Origin of the sequence: Coleofasciculus sp. G1-WW12-02 (assembly GCF_040219735.1) — a bacterium.
Lineage (GTDB): Bacteria > Cyanobacteriota > Cyanobacteriia > Cyanobacteriales > Coleofasciculaceae > Coleofasciculus.
This window is the reverse complement of sequence record NZ_JAVJRX010000061.1, coordinates 1-15659: the sequence shown is the minus strand read 5'-3', so window position 1 is coordinate 15659 and position 15659 is coordinate 1. Positions and strand designations below refer to the sequence as shown.

The window sequence follows — 15659 nt, the reverse complement described above, 5'->3', positions numbered from 1 at the left end:
CTGTCTCAGGCAAGACCTATTTTGGGAAAAGAGCCTGGGCGCACTCGCCGATGTGACTGAATTTCCTTTTCCACATTACTTTGGAAAGGCTCGTACACCCAGGCTAATTGATGAGCCAAACACAGACCTGAATCCTTACGTTTTTCGATATATCATCGATAATACAAACTAAGTTATCTCTTTGTAAGAATTCTTTGGCAGTGATAAAAGAATATGTGGTTTCAACTAGCTTCGCAATTTGTTCCTCAAGGCTAGAAAATTTTATACTTCCTCCTTCAATAAGTAGAGGTAGGTATTTAGAAGAAATCGCATCTATAAATAATCTTTTTGCCAGGGAAGTCTTACCTGACTGTTCATCTCCTAAAATGAGAAGTCGATTTCCATGTTTCCATAGTTTTTCACCTGGAATATTGAATGGGGGTTTTTCTAATGATTCCTTTTTGATTATTAGATCAGGATAGACAAATAAATCATTCAGAGAAATATGTTCACGATTTCGATGTGCAAACTTTATGCCCGTATTCTCAAGAAACTCTTGAAAATCGTTTGACAGTTGAGGATTTAAGCTAGGATTGATGCTTGAATTACTGATTTGATAATTATTATAATTTGCCAGTATCTCAAAGGCAAACGCACTGGCGTGATGAGAAGCTTTCTCCTGTCGAACCTGTTCGGGTTCTATGGCATCGTCATTTTTGCCTTCAATCAGATCGGAGATGCCTCGAATCACAATCGCCTTAATCTCCGGATAGTCAGAGGCTGCTTTCAGAAAACCAAATCCCTCCATCTCGACAGCTATCGCATCGTTATAACGCTCCCTCAAGAGTTTGAAATCTTTTGACTCTCTAGTGGCATGCACTTTCTCCCCAGAAGCAATGGGTTTTACATACACACGGGGTTGGGGATCTGGAATGTTGGATAGCCGTTGTAGCCACTCCCCTTTTCTCTTTATCGATCTAGCGTCCTCCACCAGTTTAGGATTAGACTTTTCAGCTACAGGGCGAGTCGAAAACTGCTCTCTTGGTTCCACTTTCCCTGACTCATAGCCGTAAACGTCCATCGCTACAACTACATCGCCGATTGCAACGTCTTTGATCCCTCCAGCGATACCCACAAAGAAAAGGATATCAGGCTGGAAGTGCTTGATCGCTCGTTCTGTTTCTACGGCTGCACCCACATTACCCGCCCCAACTTCGACAATTCCCACTTCCCATTCCTGTCCGTTCGCAACAAATTTTCCCCGTTCGTAGGCGGTTCCCTGGGGGGATCTATCGTCTTGGAGACCCTTTAGATGACTACGGACAGCCTGAAATTCAACGTCAAGAGCAGTCAAGACAACAGCACGGGGCATGAGCTTATCCTTCGAGTAACCTGAATATTCACTATTTTGGCGATTTAATCTAGGTTTGCCCAGAGTCAGCGAGAATTTCTTTGGCTGACTGAGAAATAGTTTCTCATCCGTCACAATAGATCCAGGGTTTTAGGAACTGGGGAGTCAGCCATGAGCGATAAAGACCAAATTCTGGAAATTTTCTTTAAGGAATATGACAAGCTGAAGTCGGAGCAGGCTCAACGGATTGGCTTTCGGGATAACTTGTTATATGTGACGCTGGGTGTGTTTGGGGGGGTTGTCTCCTTTGCCGTTTCCAACCCGTCCAACTATTACGCCCTGCTGGTGATTCCCTGGGTATGCCTGATTCTGGGCTGGACGTATGTGGTCAATGATGAGAAGATTTCAGCGATCGGCAGATACATTCGCTACAAGCTGGTCAATAAGGTCAAGGAACACACGGGCTATGGAGATCTAGAAACTCTCTTTGGTTGGGAGGTTGCCCACCGTAGTGATAAGCACCGCAAACGCCGCAAGATTCAGCAATTAATTGTGGATGAAATTACGTTTGTCTTTTCCGGCATAATTACTCTAAGCGCATTCTGGTTTCTGGTTGCTAAACCTCCTTTAGGTGTGACAATTTTGTCCTGGGTAGAGCTTCTACTTTTAATCCTGTTGGGAGTCGAGATGTTTATTTATGCTGACTTGGCAGAGGGGCGTTAACCTTTAATTTGGGTGTACCATACAGCAACGAATGGAAGTTAGGCTATGGCGAAAGTGGAACGGGATGCAGAGCGAGAAGAGCGGATCACAATGGAAATTGTGGTGGATGCATACAGCTCAGAAGAGCAGGCAATGGGCTGGTACTACTACTTAGAGGACACAATGCAATTTCCCTTCCCAGCCGTCTGCATCAGTAAGCGACGCATTTCCCCTCTGAAAGAAAAGGCAACCGTAGAAGTGGTGGGAATGGCACCAGAGGAGGAGTGCGAACAGGAAATGTTTGTGGAGATTACCTGGGATGATGATACGCTAGCAGTACCGTTGATTCAGCTAGAGGCTCCAGAAGCAGATGCACAAACGCAGCAGGCGATCGCAGATTGGCATTACTGGGTGAATCAAGGCTATGAGTTTGGGTAAATTAAATTGATAAAGATACTCCAATAAGCAAGGCAAAAAATCTCAAGACTGCTAGCCGTGCAGACGCGATGCCCCATAGCGCGATCGCACTCACAGATGTCCCAGCAAGCCAGCAAGCAAGCTATAGTTGGCTTATGGGAATGCACAGCCAAGGTTAATTTGACGGTGAAATTAGACCCGAACACCATGATGATATCCAATCCTGGCATGGCACAATGCGGCTTTTGGACGTGGATCATTGCGTACCCTTGGGTGATTTGTTCGTGGACGCCAATCTTCTGGAAGCGTTGAGCAGTAGTTGTTGGTCAGAATTGCAGGACTTATGGCAGGATTTCAAGGAAATGGGCGAGAGGTTGCCTAGGCTCATCCTACCCCTACTGCTACAATCAAAGCAAGCTTAAACAATACATTACCGCCAATGCAAATTATCCTAGAAGTCCCCGATCACCTGGGTGAAAAACTGCAACAATTGGGCGATCGCCTCCCAGAAGCCCTTGATCGCGCAATTGAGGAACTTACCCCCCCAGAAACCATCGGCTACCAAGACGAACTCCAGATCGTCGAACTGCTTGCTAGTCAACCCAGTCCAGAAGTTATCCTTGCCATCCGCCCCACGCCTGCTTTACAAACCCGCATGAGCGAACTGCTCGATCGCAATAAATCGGGTACACTCTCGCGATCGGAAGAAGCCGAACTTGATCGATACTTGCTTCTAGAACATTGGGTGCGTTTAGCAAAAGCTCATGCTTACAAACACTTACAAACAGCAGCATGAGTTATGTATCAGCAACTCTGCGTCGGCTAGTGACTCAACGCGCCGGAGAGCAATGCGAGTATTGCCGATTTCCCCAAACAGCTTCACTTTTCGCCTTTGAAATGGAACATATCATTGCCGAAAAACATGATGGCATCACTGAAGCTGAAAACCTAGCTTTATCTTGTCCTTACTGCAACCGCTTCAAAGGAACTGACCTCGGTTCACTCGACCCTGAGACACAACAGCTAACCCCCTTTTTTAATCCCCGTCTCCAGAAATGGTCAGACCACTTCCGGCTAGATGGAGGAACGATCATTCCACTAACTGCCCAAGGGCGCGTAACCGCTAAAATTCTACAATTTAACCTTCCAGAACGTATCCTCGAACGCGAGCAACTCATTATGAACGGAGAATATCCACCACCTCATCCACAAACAACATAATGGCTCTTTTCCCTGGCAGTAGAGGCAGATGCAGAAACCCAACAGGCGATCGCCGATTGGCATTACTGGGTGAATCAAGGCTATGAGTTTGGGTAAATTAAATTGATAAAGATACTCCAATAAGCAAGGCAAAAAATCTCAAGACTGCTAGCCGTGCAGACGCGATGCCCCATAGCGCGATCGCTACAATAAAGGTAATTTTCAATCATCCCTGTACTGATTGTCAGCGATGCAGGAGCCGCACGGGGGAATTTTGACCAAGAACGGATTGAAAGCACTAAAGTATGGATTAAGCAGGTACAGCAGTCAGTACGGTATTGCGCTTGGTTGAATCCAACGCCAAATCAATGGTGGCAAAATATCACGGCTGGAGAAATTGCCCGTTTATTACCCATGTTTGAAATGAGTCGTCAGGGAATGAATGCGGCAATTAGTGTTTTACGAGGTCGATATATTGTCAAGAAACAGGATGAATCCTCATGCTATTGGAGTTAAGACAATTAAAGGTTCAACCGGGACATCAATTACTACTAGAGGATGTGAGCTGGCAGCAATTTGAAACGATTTTAACGGAATTAGGAGAACATCGCGCCGCGAGACTTTCCTATAGTAATGGTCGATTAGAAATTCTGGTTCCCCTTCCTGAACATGAAAAAGCCAAAGAGATTATTGGCGACATGGTAAAATTTTTATTGGACGCACAACAGATTGTATTTGAATCATTAGGTTCAACAACCTTAAAAAATGAGTGCATGACTCAAGCTGTAGAACCAGATGCTTGCTTTTACATTCAAAATGCTGCCTTAATTATCGGTAAAAATCGGCTTGATCTGACAGTAGATCCTCCACCAGACTTGGCGATAGAGATTGATCTAACTTCTCGCACAAACTTGGATAATTATCAAATCCTAGGAGTGCCGGAACTCTGGCGATATGCAGGAGGAGAGCTAAAGATTAATGTTTTGCCAGATGGACAGTATATAGAGTCTGACTCGAGTCCTACGTTTCCAGATATCCCCATCATTGAATTAGTCAATCGTTACGTTCAGCAGAGTCTAAGTTCTGGCAGAACCCAAGCCATTCAAGCCTTTAAAAGTTGGGTCAAGGACAATCTCTAATCTCACAGTTGACTTGATAGGATTGAGAACCTTAATAATAGAGGATAGTGTACTGCAAGAGTTAGCTCAATTCTCTTTAATGCTCAATATCATGATGCTGGCTTATCAGGGAGTAGCAATTGAGGATTTGCCTAGAACTGAGGTGATGGAAGAACGACGCAAGCAGCATTTCGCTGAATTACAATTACCTGAAGAACAATAATTTACAATAGATCGTTTGTCCTAATGGATTGCTACCTGTAGGGACACGGCAATGCCGTGCCCCTACAATATGTGATGTTTGTGCCTAAATCCTGTGACATAGAACATTGTCCTAATAAATCCAACGATGAATCATCAAACCCGTTCTCTTTGGCAGCAATCCCTTTGCCGTTCCATCGCTGCTTCTGGAGTATAAAAATCACCCACATTCACAGGTAATTCCACGATTTTACCCTGCTCAAATTGCCCGACTAAATCCCCTACTTTAGCTGATATATGTTGATTGAACCTGAAAAACTTACAGAAATCAATATCTCCACCAATAACTGTAAATGATTCTTGTTCAGGATGCTCAACCGTAAAAGTAAATTGCTGGCGATTATCACCAATCAACATCAGAACTTTAAATTCATTTGTTCCTTCTACAGGCTGAATTGAAAGTAAACTGGTCTTCATAGGTTTTTCTCCAAGTAAACGCCTCGTGTATTCCAATAATTCAAAAATTCTGCTTCTTCCATTTTATATCGAGTGCCATTCCAAGGGTCTCGAATCCGTAATCATCCAGCTTCATCAAACCCATCAACAACCACCAGATGAGCGATAGGATTGCCAAATTCTTTCATTTCTGCTGGTGGGCAATGCCCACCCTACGGGGTAAGACTTTGAACCCGTTAAAACGGGTTTAAGCTTTGAGGTAAGAACTTTAGTTCAGGGCTTAAGTCTTTTCAAACTTCATCTGGATCAATTCCCATTTCTCGTAGGCGTTCAGCCAGTTGTTCGGCTCGTTGTTGAGCCTGTTCAGTCTGCTGTTGAGCTTGTTCGGCTCGTTGTTGAGCTTGTTCAGCTTGCTGTTGAGCTTGTTCAGCCTGCTGTTGAGCTTGCGCCGCCTCTTCTTCAGGAGTGAGTAACAACTCTCCCGCTAATGTCGCCCAACGCAGCCAGGTTGTTTGAATATCTTTATAGGAACCTTGCCAACGCACTAAGGCTAAACCTAATACTTGGCTAATAAATCGCCCTTGTTCATCCAAGTCTATGGGTTGATACACGCCACCTTGTAAACTAAATCCCGCCCAATCTTCTGAATCAAAGGGATTGTACCAAAAATATTCCGGAACTCTCACCTTGTCTTGGTAAATTTGTTTCTTTTCGGTTTTATCTTTAGTGGCTGTACTATCAGAAATTAACTCAATTACAACATCCGGTGCTTTGCCTTCATCCCACACAACCCAACTGAGTCGTTCCCCTTTAGTAACTCCCAACACGACAAAGACATCAGGGCCGCGAAAGTCTTGGTTTTTGATTTGAGCCGCACTGAAATAAAGGAACATATTACCGCCAACATAGCCATCCTCTCGTTGAGCTAACCACGCGACGAGAGTATCCCTAAGCATTTGCATTTGCAGGAAATGTCGCTGAGTTTCCATGGGAATATCGTCATCACAGGGTAAGTCATACTGGGTTGGCGGTAGAGCTAAATCAACAGGAGCCGATTCAATCGGGGTTTGAGACATGGTTTTTTCTTAAGATTGCGCCTATTTTATTAACTGTAACGCCTGTGATCAGACTATTTGAGAGATTGAGGGGAAAACCTATTCAGATTGGGTTGTGTTTGTAAACAAGTTGTGTTAAATGAATAGCCCCGACACTCGATGAGGAGTTCAAACTCCGGGCTAATAGCTCAAGTCCACGCTTCGTGAACTAATATAGCAGTGCCATCGTTTCAGGTGTTTTTATGCACGGTGTTTGACCGGAAATGATATAAATACTCCCGTTATAATTTAGTCCGCGTAGGCGAACTTTGTTTGTGTAGCAGCGATTTCAATCGCCGTGGCTTGTTGGTGTTGGGTTTTGTTCCAAGGGCCCAACCTACAAAGAGCTTACTGATAAAATACTCAAACGAACCGTATCGCCATCCTTTAACGGCGCATCAGTGCGAACTACAAACCGTTCCCCTGGCTTTAAACCGGATACAATAGCCACTCTACCCTTGGCGCGATCGCTAATTTCTACTTGACGTGCTTCAACTGTAGATTCAGCACCATTTTCAACCACGACAAACACCGTTGATTTCTCTGATGTTTGAGTCGGCTGATTCGTTTTCGCCATCTGAGTATCTTCACGCCTTGACTCTCCGCTAACCTCTAGCGCTGTTTGCGGAACAACAACTTGGGCTTGGGTATTTGGTGTGAAACTAACTCGTGCTAAAAGTCCACTACCAATTTGACGATTCGGGTTAGGAATCGTCACCTCTACAGGGATTTGTAGGGCTTCACTATCAGCTGCTGGAGAAATTCGGGTCACTTTTCCGGAAAACGATTCATTGGCAAGTGCGTCTAAATTCACCGTTACCGATTGTCCCACCTTGATATTCGCTAGTTCTCTATCTGAAACCCGAACTTCTACCTTCACCTGAGTAAAATCCCCTAACTTGAGAAGTTCACTTCCCGGTGTAACTAGATTTCCTGGTTCGGTGACTCGTTCTAATACCACACCGTTAATCGGGGAGGCGAGTAAAGAATAGGATTGACGTTCCTTATTTTGAGCCAAAATTGCTTGCTGCGCCTTCACTCGTTCTTGCGCCGCCGCGACAGCTTGTTGTTCGGTGCTAATTTGCTTAAGGGTGGCTTGTAGGTTTTGTTGGGCGGTTGCGGCGGCGGTTTGGGCTAATTCTGCTTCTTGGCGAGAAATTGCTCCCTCTTGCGCTAGGTTTTGTAGCCGTATCGCATCTACTTTAGCTTGCTGCAATTCTAACCGGGCTTGTTCTGCCCTGGCTTGGGCATTCCCCACCTGAGTTTGAGCGCGGGCGACTTCTGAATTTAGGGCGGCGAGTTCGGCTTGTGCTTCAGTTACAGCCGTTTGCAATAAGGCGTCATCAATCTGAGCTAAAATTTGTCCTTGTTTAACCGGATCACCGATATCAACATTGAGGTTCAACACTCGCCCTTCCATTTGAGATCGCAGTGAGACATCCCGCAGGGGTTGAGTTCGACCTGTATATTCTATTGGTTCTAACACCCATCCCGTTTGTGCGATCGCGACATCCACGGCTGTACTGGTTTTCTCTTCTGCACCAAGGGGTTTGGGTTGCGCCCCAGCTTCTGTCTTGGGACTAATCCCACATCCAGTGAGAGACGGTACAAGTAAAATAATCCACAGCACCAGAAAAACCCAATAGTTAGGGCTTTCTGAATAAGTATTGTGGTGAGGGGAAGCATGTAGAGACGCGCCATGGCGCGTCTGGAAAGCTGGGGAAGCTACAGACGCTGAATGACTCGATTGATTCTGAGAGTACACGCTTTTAATTCTCACTAGAGTAAAGTCGTCAAGGGTTGTTTAAAATTTCTTCATATATCTACTCTAAATGTTACCCCCCATTAATCAAGTTGCCTATCAAAAACATCGCTACTGGATGAATCAAGCTCTCGCGATCGCGCAATCTGCCGGTGAAGCGGGGGAAGTCCCCGTTGGTGCAGTGATTATTGATAATCAGGATAACCTCGTCGCCACCGGAGAAAATCGTCGAGAACGCGATCATGATCCTACCGCCCACGCGGAAATCCTCGCCTTGCGTGCAGCCGGTCAAGCCTTAAAAACCTGGCATTTAAACACCTGTACCCTTTACGTCACCTTAGAACCTTGTGCCATGTGTGCTGGGGCGATCATTTTGGCGCGGCTAGGTTTGCTGGTGTACGGTGCTGATGAACCCAAAACTGGCACAATCCGAACCGTTGCCAATATTCCCGATAGCGCTTACTCCAACCATCACTTACCTGTCCTTGCTGGCATTATGGAATCAGAGTGTCGAGGGCAACTTCAATCCTGGTTTGCCCAACGACGCCAGCGCGAGCGATAATCAACCCTTAACCATGACATTAATAGAACTGTCCCTTCAGTAGACGACAGGGGTTGTCAGACCTCATAAGGTAAAAGTGGAGAGTCGAAACACAGCAAAAACTGAATCCCCTATGATGCAACTCCAATCCCGTGAACAGAACCAAACGTCCTCAACCTTGGACAAACCCGATCTAAAGACGGTTAATTCCGCCAAAGTAGTTCCCGTTAACTCCAGTGTTTCCCCTTGGTTAACCTCAATCTTCTATCCGTTGGGGCGTCGTATCCTCATGCCCCTTTATTTTGGGCGGCTGCAAGTTACTGGACAAGACAATATTCCCAAAACTGGTCCAGTTATTCTAGCACCTACCCATCGATCGCGTTGGGATGGGTTAACCATAGCTTATGCCGCTGGGAAACCTGTCACAGGAAGGGATTTGCGGTTTATGGTGTCGCAAGATGAAATTAAAGGATTACAAGGTTGGTTTATCCGGCGCCTGGGTGGGTTTCCGGTGAATACGAAACACCCGGGAATCAGCAGTATCCGGCATAGTGTTGAACTCCTGCGTCGTGGCGAAGCACTGGTGATGTTTCCCGAAGGTAATATTTTTCGACATGGTGAGGTTAATCCACTTAAACCCGGTATGGCGAGAATTGCCCTGCAAGCCGAATCCAATCAACCCGGTTTGGGATTAAAAATTGTACCTGTTAGCATCCGTTATAGCGAACCCATTCCTCATCGGGGTTCTGATATTCAGATTAATATTGGATCTCCTTTAGATGTAGCCAAGTATTGCACCCAGTCGGCTAAAAAAGGTGCTCAACAGCTCACCACAGATCTGGAAATAGCACTCAAACAAGTCGATCAAAACCTTGGCTAAATTCTCAATAGAAGAAACAGCGGCAGCCATGTAGAAAGAGGCAATTGGTACGTCTGGAAGCAGGGGAAGTCGTTCAAACGCAAAACGTAACACCCCTTCGTCCGGATAAAGGGGATGCATTTGCCAGCTCTCACGCCTTTAATGGGCATACCCCTACACCTCAAACCCCTGACAAGGATTCCATTCTTGTTGGTATTAGTAGCGAGCAAGATGCTCGCACACCAAGGATGAGAGCAATTTTTGACATCAAGGTTTAAATGCCGAACAGCTGATCACTTGTGATCACATTTTACCCTGCAACCCAAAGATACAGAATCATATTTTGTTTAAAAATGAAGCAATCTTTAAAGTTAGAGATATTTTACTTTTAGTAATGTAAAATTATAACTAATATTCACCAAAAGTTTAATCTAACTTTATAGAATGTGATAGAAACAGGCTTATGCTAGTGTAGTGACTGACTAGCGAACCCTAAAGCATTGTTCCCTGAGTCAGTAAAAATATAACCTATAAAGACAAACAAGGATCAGGTTCAGATATCTACAACTATCCCTAACGTCTCTCTATACCCATGAGCATTACCGAAACAACATCCTGGAACGATGTCCGCATCGCCTTTAAAAAAATCTGGGGATATGATAATTTCCGCCCGCCTCAAGGTGAGATTGTTCGGAGTATTTTGGAAGGGCGAGATGCACTGATTGTCTTACCGACAGGTGGTGGTAAATCGATTTGTTTTCAACTTCCCGCCCTCTTACAAACCGGATTAACCTTGGTGATTTCACCATTAGTTGCTCTAATGGAAAATCAGGTACAGGAATTACGCGATCGCAACTTACCCGCCGCCCTGTTACATAGCGAATTAGCCCCGCAACAACGACGACACACCCTGCAAGCCCTAGAAAACCAGCAACTCCGATTACTCTACCTCTCGCCAGAAACCCTATTAAGTGCGCCCGTCTGGGAACGACTCCACGAACCCAATCTAAAAATTAATGGATTAATTCTAGATGAAGCACATTGTCTCGTCCAATGGGGTGATACCTTTCGACCCGCGTATCGGCGTCTAGGCGCAGTACGACCCACCCTACTCAAGTCTAAACCCCCCGGCAGCCAAATCCCGATCGCGGCATTTACGGCGACGGCTGATCCTAGCGCCCAAGACACCATCAGTAAGGTGTTGCAATTAAAACACCCCCAAGCCTTTTTAATCAGCCCCTATCGCCAAAATCTCAACCTAGACGTGCAAATCGTCTGGACACCACGCGGACGCCGCCAGAAGATGTTACAGTTCATTCAAGCCAGAAATCGCCAATCTGGGTTAGTTTATGTCCGTTCGCGGCGAGATAGTGAGGAATTAGCCCAATGGTTTGGGGAACGGGGTTATGCTACATCCCCCTACCACGCCGGGTTAAGTTCCCAGGAACGCCGAGATGTTGAACAGACTTGGTTGAGTGGCAAAACTCAATTTGTGGTTTGTACTTGCGCCTTTGGGATGGGAATCAATAAACCCAATGTACGTTGGGTGGTACATTTTCAGCCCCCCCAATTATTATCAGAATATATCCAAGAAGTCGGTCGCGGCGGACGAGATGGCAAACCCGCAGACGCGCTGACGTTGATCAGTGAGCCAACGGGGTGGTTAAATTCAGAGGATAAGCAAAAGCGTCAGTTTTTTGTCGATCAGATGCGATCGCAATACCAACAGGCACAACGCTTAGTCAAAAAGCTACCCGAACAGGGGAATGTAGCCGCCGTCTCCCAGGAATTTCGCCAGGGTGAAGTCGCATTAGCTCTGCTGCACAGTGCTGAACAATTGGAATGGCAAGATCCATTTCACTATCACAAACACCCATCCCCAGATTCCCGCGCTTTGGCTCAATTAAGTTCCCACCAAGTTCAGGTACAGAAACTGATGACACAATACCTGACAACTCGCCAATGTCGTTGGCAGTTTTTATTAAAAGCGTTTGGGTTCCAGAAGGAGGCGATGGGATTAAAATGTGGGCATTGTGATAATTGTCGCAAATAGGGAACAGGGAACAGGAAGATGGGGAAGCCAATTTGTAGGGGCGAAGCATTCGCGCCCCAATGTATCGGATTTCTGCTAACACAAGAGCGCGAATGCTTCGCCCAATCCCCAATCCCCAGTCACGAGTCACCAATCCCCAATCCCCAATCCCCAATCCCCAATCCCCAATCCCCACTCCCCAATCCCCAATCCCCAATCCCCAATCCCCAATCCCCAGTCACGAGTCACCAATTAACAAACGACAAATGACAAATGACAAATGACAAAATTATTTCGATTTTTCTAAGTACCTGTTTCTGGGTGAGTATTTCTTCCCCCCAGAGTATAAACGCCCAAAATGAAGAGGGATTACAGTTACAAGATTTTAGTTACTGGGCTAGCCTTTGTGCTACCCAAAAAGATGCTAAAAATTATGAACAAGCCCTAGAAGCCTGTGATCAAGCGATCGCGTTGAATCCCAATGAACCTCAAGCCTGGATTGATCGAGGTGATATTCAACGGGCATTAGATAATTATGCCGAAGCCGCCGCCTCTTATGGTCAGGTTATTCGCCTTGAACCGAGACATTCTGAAGCTTGGGCAAAGCGCTGCGCGGCGCACATTCAATTGGCAAACTATGAAGCCGCGATGACTGATTGTGAAACGGCTTTGCAAATTGATGAAAACTGGGATGAAGTGACGCGGGCTTATGCGTTGTATCATCAAGGATTAGCCAATTGGGGACAAGGGAGACGGGAAAAGGCGCTATTTTCATTTGATTTAGCGGTTCAAAGTAATCCGAATTATTCCCTGGCTTGGGCGCAACGGTGTCTGTTATTGTCCCAATTAGATCGGACTTATGACGCCCTCACCTCCTGTGAACGCGCATTACAAGTCAATGGGGATTGGGGAAATCAAAATCCCGCGATCGCGTGGACAAATCGCGGTAAAATTTTGGCTCAGTTGGGACGGTATGACGCCGCCCTCGACTCTTATGATCAAGCTCTGGCAATTAATCCCCAGGATGCAACCGCTTGGACGGAACAAGGTAAAGTTTTATTAATTATTGGTAAACCCGGTGAAGCATTAACCTCTCAGGAATGGGCGCTAAAAATTAGCCCCAATTATGCTTTAGCCTTAGCCAATCAATGTGCCACGCTCAATCAACTGAGTCAATATGAAGACGCCCTAGCCCCTTGCGATCAAGCCATTCAAGAGGGAGATGGGCGTTGGGGAAAAGAAGGTGCGGCTTATGCTTGGAGTCATCGGGCGGATGCGCTGACAGGTTTGGGGCGATTTGAAGAGGCTTTGGCATCGGCTAATCGGGCGGTAGCACTCAATCCAGACTATGCTGATCCCTGGAGTAGTCGGGGGGCGACACTGTGGTTTATGGGGCGATTTGAAGAGGCGCTAGGGGCGACAGAACAGGCGATTAATATTAACCCCAATTCCTCGAAAGCTTGGTTTAACTATGCCCGAATTCTGACCACATTGGGACAGTATGATCAAGCCCTCGCGGCTTATCAACAGGCGCTCTTAGGGGATGCGAATGTGGGGGATACCTTGACTCTGGCAGAGATTTGGGTGAATCTGAGTGCCTTATATTGGCGTATGCAACGTTATCAAGAGGCGAACACAGCAGCGGAGCGAGCGATTGGGATTAATCCAGATTCGGCGGCGGCATGGTATAATAAGGGGCTGGTACTCATGGCATTAAATCGCTACCCTGATGCCGTGAATACTTACAATCGCGCGATCGCAATCAATGCAGAGAATGCTGATTTTTGGGCAGGGAAAGGCATTGCATTGCGGTTTTTAGAGCAATATCCCCAAGCCCTGGAAGCCTTGCAAACCGCATTAGAATTGAATCCAGCTCATCCTCAAGCTTTGGTCAATCAAGAGTTTGTCATACAAAAGCTACAAACTCCTAATGGAATGGAGGTTTTGCCCAACTCAGGGCTTAGGTAAAGGGAACAGGGAACATCGAATTGCCTGTTTTTACTAATCAGCGGATTTTATCTGGTTGATGGGGTTCTCTGGTGGACGTCCATGATGAATATGAGTAACTAATCCCAAACTGCGGTAAACTAGGAAGATGCGTTTTTGAATTTTTTTAGCAGAATTTTGTTAAAAGCCCTATGACTGTGATAATTTCAGCAGCTCGTTCAGCGACATCTGCTGCACCAACTCAAGCTCCTGAAAAATCGAGTCAAGTTACCCGCAAGCTTTATCCGAACTATAAGGTGATTGTTCTCGATGATGATTTCAATACCTTTCAGCACGTCCATGACTGCTTGGTAAAGTATATTCCGGGAATGAACAGTGATCATGCTTGGAAACTGACCAATCAGGTTCACTTTGAAGGTCAAGCCATTGTTTGGGTTGGTCCTCAGGAACAAGCCGAACTCTATCACCAACAGCTAAGTCGGGCTGGATTAACTATGGCTCCCCTGGAGGCGGCGTAATGAAGGCTAGGAAGACAATGTTCCAGACGTGCCATGGCACGTCTGGAAGTTGGGGTGGGGTGGTAATCATTCTGCTCAAAATTACAAAATTAATCGATATGCAATTTAGATGTACAGCAATTTATCATGGGTAAGTCTAATGGCGGCAGATTAGTTTGGAATCACTCAACTCACTTACCAGGGTTGATTCCGGTTCTGGAACGTCTCACTACCTATACTGGGATTCAAACGATTACGCCGGCTGTCATTGGACGAGCCAGGAGTCATCGTCCTCGCTTAGAGTTAAAAGTGTCTGTACCCATTCGCGGTGGACATAAGATTATTGCTCGCTCTGGCAAAACGGTTCAAGAAGTGTTTATTATCACTGAGCTGAGTAAGCGAGAATTAGAAGGGGCGATTTCGCAAGCATTGAAAAAGTAATAAGTCAATTGTACTTTTTACCACGGACTCCCCACTAAAGTAAATGCACTCCAATAATAAGGATGAGTCAATTCTTTATCGGGTAAATCCGCTAACTGGGGCGGTAAAAGAATCGTACCATCCGGAGTAACCAATTGACCATTTTCTAATCGCACCTCACCCCGAATCATCGCTAACTGTGCTTGTCGCAGGGCTTCAGCTTTAATCGGAACTTGCTTTAACTGGGAATAAAATGTGGTCATTAATCCTAATGTTCCTTCATCACTGACATACCAAAGACTTCCCAAAGCTGATTTTACCCCTGCTTGTACCGCTAACCCAGTAAATCCTAACTCAGCTTCCTCATCCCCTAAAGCCGTGCGACAGGCGCTTAATACCATCAGTTCCACAGGTGGATTGCTTAACCCCAGTTCTCGGATTTGGTCAAGGGATAGCTTAGTATCCCAAAACTGGATATAAGAGTTTTCCGGTTTACCCGATTTAAACTCACCGTGGGTGGCTAAGTGAAGGATACCAAAGGGAGTTCGATTGCGAACTGCTTTCAGGTTGTCTAGGGTAAACGCAGAATTAAGAAACGATTCACCCGACCAAAGTTTCTCAGTAATTGTCGATAATTCCACCGGGACAGCGGGTAACGGATTTTGGTCAGTAAATTCAGACGCCCCCATCGCCAAGACTTCCAGATTTCTCACATCCACGTAGCGAGTATCGGTTAAAGAGATACTAGGCATTAAATTAATATTGTATCTCTCCAATAGAAACCCATTTCCATCATGTAAAATTGCCATGGGTAGTGAACGCAAACCGCTATCCACGAGAAAGGCAATTGTATTAATTTCCTGCGTATTTAACTCCGATTCAACGGGTGCAACTAACCATTGATAGAGTTGTTGCGCTAAGGGTAAGTAAGGACGAGGAATACGGTTCTTCGGTACTTATTATGCTAAACTATCAACTAAATGCCAAAACAATAAAGCTCTTTTTTCAAAGTTATAAAAATTGGTAAATCCAAAACCACAACGTTTTATTACCTTTAATCTATTGTTAATTCCTTCGACGATG

At 45.6% G+C, this 15659-nt stretch carries 23 protein-coding genes; 17 read left to right on the top strand and 6 right to left on the bottom strand.

What is annotated here, in order from left to right; all coding sequences use genetic code 11:
* Positions 1-103: 103 nt before the first annotated feature.
* On the bottom strand, positions 104-1465 hold the full coding sequence (locus RID09_RS10740; protein WP_446335935.1) for a phosphorylase family protein: 1362 nt from the start codon (positions 1463-1465) through the stop codon (positions 104-106).
* Between the two features lie 36 nt (positions 1466-1501).
* On the opposite strand from RID09_RS10740, the gene RID09_RS10735 reads away from it, so the two are divergent.
* The 9 genes from RID09_RS10735 to RID09_RS10695 all read left to right on the top strand — a co-directional run bounded on the left by RID09_RS10735 (position 1502) and on the right by RID09_RS10695 (position 4990).
* Positions 1502-2053, top strand: a complete 552-nt coding sequence (locus tag RID09_RS10735) for a hypothetical protein (RefSeq protein ID WP_446335934.1) — start codon at positions 1502-1504, stop codon at positions 2051-2053.
* A 45-nt stretch (positions 2054-2098) separates the two neighbouring features.
* Positions 2099-2470, top strand: a complete 372-nt coding sequence (locus tag RID09_RS10730) for a calcium-binding protein (protein WP_446335933.1) — start codon at positions 2099-2101, stop codon at positions 2468-2470.
* Positions 2471-2527: 57 nt separating this feature from the next.
* Complete coding sequence (locus tag RID09_RS10725; RefSeq protein ID WP_446335932.1) at positions 2528-2761, top strand: hypothetical protein; 234 nt, start codon at positions 2528-2530, stop codon at positions 2759-2761.
* 127 nt (positions 2762-2888) lie between these two features.
* On the top strand, positions 2889-3245 hold the full coding sequence (locus RID09_RS10720; RefSeq protein ID WP_446335931.1) for a hypothetical protein: 357 nt from the start codon (positions 2889-2891) through the stop codon (positions 3243-3245).
* Entirely contained in the window at positions 3242-3670 is a 429-nt protein-coding gene (locus RID09_RS10715; protein WP_446335930.1) for an HNH endonuclease, read from the top strand. Before RID09_RS10720 ends, RID09_RS10715 begins: the two co-directional genes overlap by 4 nt.
* Before the next feature lie 12 nt (positions 3671-3682).
* A complete protein-coding gene (locus RID09_RS10710) occupies positions 3683-3766 on the top strand; it encodes a calcium-binding protein (protein ID WP_446335938.1) in 84 nt (27 codons plus the stop codon).
* Positions 3767-3997: 231 nt separating this feature from the next.
* Entirely contained in the window at positions 3998-4165 is a 168-nt protein-coding gene (locus RID09_RS10705) for a hypothetical protein (protein ID WP_446335929.1), read from the top strand.
* Positions 4150-4788 (top strand): Uma2 family endonuclease, encoded by a 639-nt coding sequence (locus RID09_RS10700; RefSeq protein ID WP_446335928.1) that lies wholly within the window; start codon positions 4150-4152, stop codon positions 4786-4788. Before RID09_RS10705 ends, RID09_RS10700 begins: the two co-directional genes overlap by 16 nt.
* Before the next feature lie 22 nt (positions 4789-4810).
* Positions 4811-4990, top strand: a complete 180-nt coding sequence (locus RID09_RS10695) for a hypothetical protein (protein WP_446335927.1) — start codon at positions 4811-4813, stop codon at positions 4988-4990.
* A 134-nt stretch (positions 4991-5124) separates the two neighbouring features.
* On the opposite strand, the gene RID09_RS10690 is transcribed toward RID09_RS10695, so the two are convergent.
* The 3 genes from RID09_RS10690 to RID09_RS10680 all read right to left on the bottom strand — a co-directional run bounded on the left by RID09_RS10690 (position 5125) and on the right by RID09_RS10680 (position 8298).
* Positions 5125-5445: a hypothetical protein gene (locus RID09_RS10690; protein WP_446335926.1), complete on the bottom strand. Its 321-nt coding sequence runs from the start codon at positions 5443-5445 to the stop codon at positions 5125-5127.
* A gap of 269 nt (positions 5446-5714) precedes the next feature.
* Complete coding sequence (locus RID09_RS10685) at positions 5715-6500, bottom strand: Uma2 family endonuclease (RefSeq protein ID WP_446335925.1); 786 nt, start codon at positions 6498-6500, stop codon at positions 5715-5717.
* A 355-nt stretch (positions 6501-6855) separates the two neighbouring features.
* Entirely contained in the window at positions 6856-8298 is a 1443-nt protein-coding gene (locus tag RID09_RS10680; RefSeq protein WP_446335924.1) for an efflux RND transporter periplasmic adaptor subunit, read from the bottom strand.
* Between the two features lie 52 nt (positions 8299-8350).
* On the opposite strand from RID09_RS10680, the gene tadA reads away from it, so the two are divergent.
* From tadA to RID09_RS10640, 8 genes are all read left to right on the top strand, one after another.
* Complete coding sequence (gene tadA, locus RID09_RS10675) at positions 8351-8842, top strand: tRNA adenosine(34) deaminase TadA (protein ID WP_446335923.1); 492 nt, start codon at positions 8351-8353, stop codon at positions 8840-8842.
* A 115-nt stretch (positions 8843-8957) separates the two neighbouring features.
* Complete coding sequence (locus tag RID09_RS10670) at positions 8958-9701, top strand: lysophospholipid acyltransferase family protein (protein ID WP_446335937.1); 744 nt, start codon at positions 8958-8960, stop codon at positions 9699-9701.
* Between the two features lie 44 nt (positions 9702-9745).
* Positions 9746-9958 carry a hypothetical protein gene (locus RID09_RS10665; RefSeq protein WP_446335922.1) on the top strand — a complete coding sequence of 71 codons (213 nt, stop codon included), beginning with the start codon at positions 9746-9748 and terminating at the stop codon, positions 9956-9958.
* A 314-nt stretch (positions 9959-10272) separates the two neighbouring features.
* Entirely contained in the window at positions 10273-11733 is a 1461-nt protein-coding gene (locus RID09_RS10660; RefSeq protein WP_446335921.1) for a RecQ family ATP-dependent DNA helicase, read from the top strand.
* Between the two features lie 92 nt (positions 11734-11825).
* Positions 11826-11996, top strand: coding sequence for a hypothetical protein (locus tag RID09_RS10655; protein WP_446335920.1), 171 nt, complete (start codon positions 11826-11828; stop codon positions 11994-11996).
* Positions 11986-13680 carry a tetratricopeptide repeat protein gene (locus RID09_RS10650; RefSeq protein WP_446335919.1) on the top strand — a complete coding sequence of 565 codons (1695 nt, stop codon included), beginning with the start codon at positions 11986-11988 and terminating at the stop codon, positions 13678-13680. Before RID09_RS10655 ends, RID09_RS10650 begins: the two co-directional genes overlap by 11 nt.
* 170 nt (positions 13681-13850) lie before the next feature.
* Positions 13851-14177, top strand: coding sequence for an ATP-dependent Clp protease adapter ClpS (clpS, locus tag RID09_RS10645; RefSeq protein WP_446335918.1), 327 nt, complete (start codon positions 13851-13853; stop codon positions 14175-14177).
* 126 nt (positions 14178-14303) lie between these two features.
* The gene (locus RID09_RS10640) at positions 14304-14597 is read left to right on the top strand and encodes a DUF2103 domain-containing protein (protein ID WP_446335917.1); all 294 of its coding nucleotides are present in this window, start codon (positions 14304-14306) and stop codon (positions 14595-14597) included.
* Positions 14598-14614: 17 nt separating this feature from the next.
* Here RID09_RS10640 and RID09_RS10635 read toward each other — a convergent pair whose 3' ends face one another.
* Together RID09_RS10635 and RID09_RS10630 are read right to left on the bottom strand one after the other, a co-directional pair.
* The gene (locus RID09_RS10635; protein WP_446335936.1) at positions 14615-15517 is read right to left on the bottom strand and encodes a CHAT domain-containing protein; all 903 of its coding nucleotides are present in this window, start codon (positions 15515-15517) and stop codon (positions 14615-14617) included.
* An 18-nt stretch (positions 15518-15535) separates the two neighbouring features.
* Complete coding sequence (locus tag RID09_RS10630) at positions 15536-15646, bottom strand: hypothetical protein (RefSeq protein WP_446335796.1); 111 nt, start codon at positions 15644-15646, stop codon at positions 15536-15538.
* Between the last annotated feature and the right edge of the window lie 13 nt (positions 15647-15659).

Bases quoted from the DNA above. Each gene is read 5' to 3' on its own strand.
- RID09_RS10735 (WP_446335934.1), top strand. From the start codon at position 1,502: ATGAGCGATAAAGACCAAATTCTGGAAATTTTCTTTAAGGAATATGAC.
- RID09_RS10730 (WP_446335933.1), top strand. From the start codon at position 2,099: ATGGCGAAAGTGGAACGGGATGCAGAGCGAGAAGAGCGGATCACAATG.
- RID09_RS10720 (WP_446335931.1), top strand. From the start codon at position 2,889: ATGCAAATTATCCTAGAAGTCCCCGATCACCTGGGTGAAAAACTGCAA.
- RID09_RS10715 (WP_446335930.1), top strand. From the start codon at position 3,242: ATGAGTTATGTATCAGCAACTCTGCGTCGGCTAGTGACTCAACGCGCC.
- RID09_RS10700 (WP_446335928.1), top strand. From the start codon at position 4,150: ATGCTATTGGAGTTAAGACAATTAAAGGTTCAACCGGGACATCAATTA.
- RID09_RS10690 (WP_446335926.1), bottom strand. From the start codon at position 5,445: ATGAAGACCAGTTTACTTTCAATTCAGCCTGTAGAAGGAACAAATGAA.
- RID09_RS10685 (WP_446335925.1), bottom strand. From the start codon at position 6,500: ATGTCTCAAACCCCGATTGAATCGGCTCCTGTTGATTTAGCTCTACCG.
- tadA (WP_446335923.1), top strand. From the start codon at position 8,351: ATGTTACCCCCCATTAATCAAGTTGCCTATCAAAAACATCGCTACTGG.
- RID09_RS10670 (WP_446335937.1), top strand. From the start codon at position 8,958: ATGCAACTCCAATCCCGTGAACAGAACCAAACGTCCTCAACCTTGGAC.
- RID09_RS10660 (WP_446335921.1), top strand. From the start codon at position 10,273: ATGAGCATTACCGAAACAACATCCTGGAACGATGTCCGCATCGCCTTT.
- RID09_RS10655 (WP_446335920.1), top strand. From the start codon at position 11,826: ATGCTTCGCCCAATCCCCAATCCCCAGTCACGAGTCACCAATCCCCAA.
- RID09_RS10650 (WP_446335919.1), top strand. From the start codon at position 11,986: ATGACAAATGACAAAATTATTTCGATTTTTCTAAGTACCTGTTTCTGG.
- clpS (WP_446335918.1), top strand. From the start codon at position 13,851: ATGACTGTGATAATTTCAGCAGCTCGTTCAGCGACATCTGCTGCACCA.
- RID09_RS10640 (WP_446335917.1), top strand. From the start codon at position 14,304: ATGGGTAAGTCTAATGGCGGCAGATTAGTTTGGAATCACTCAACTCAC.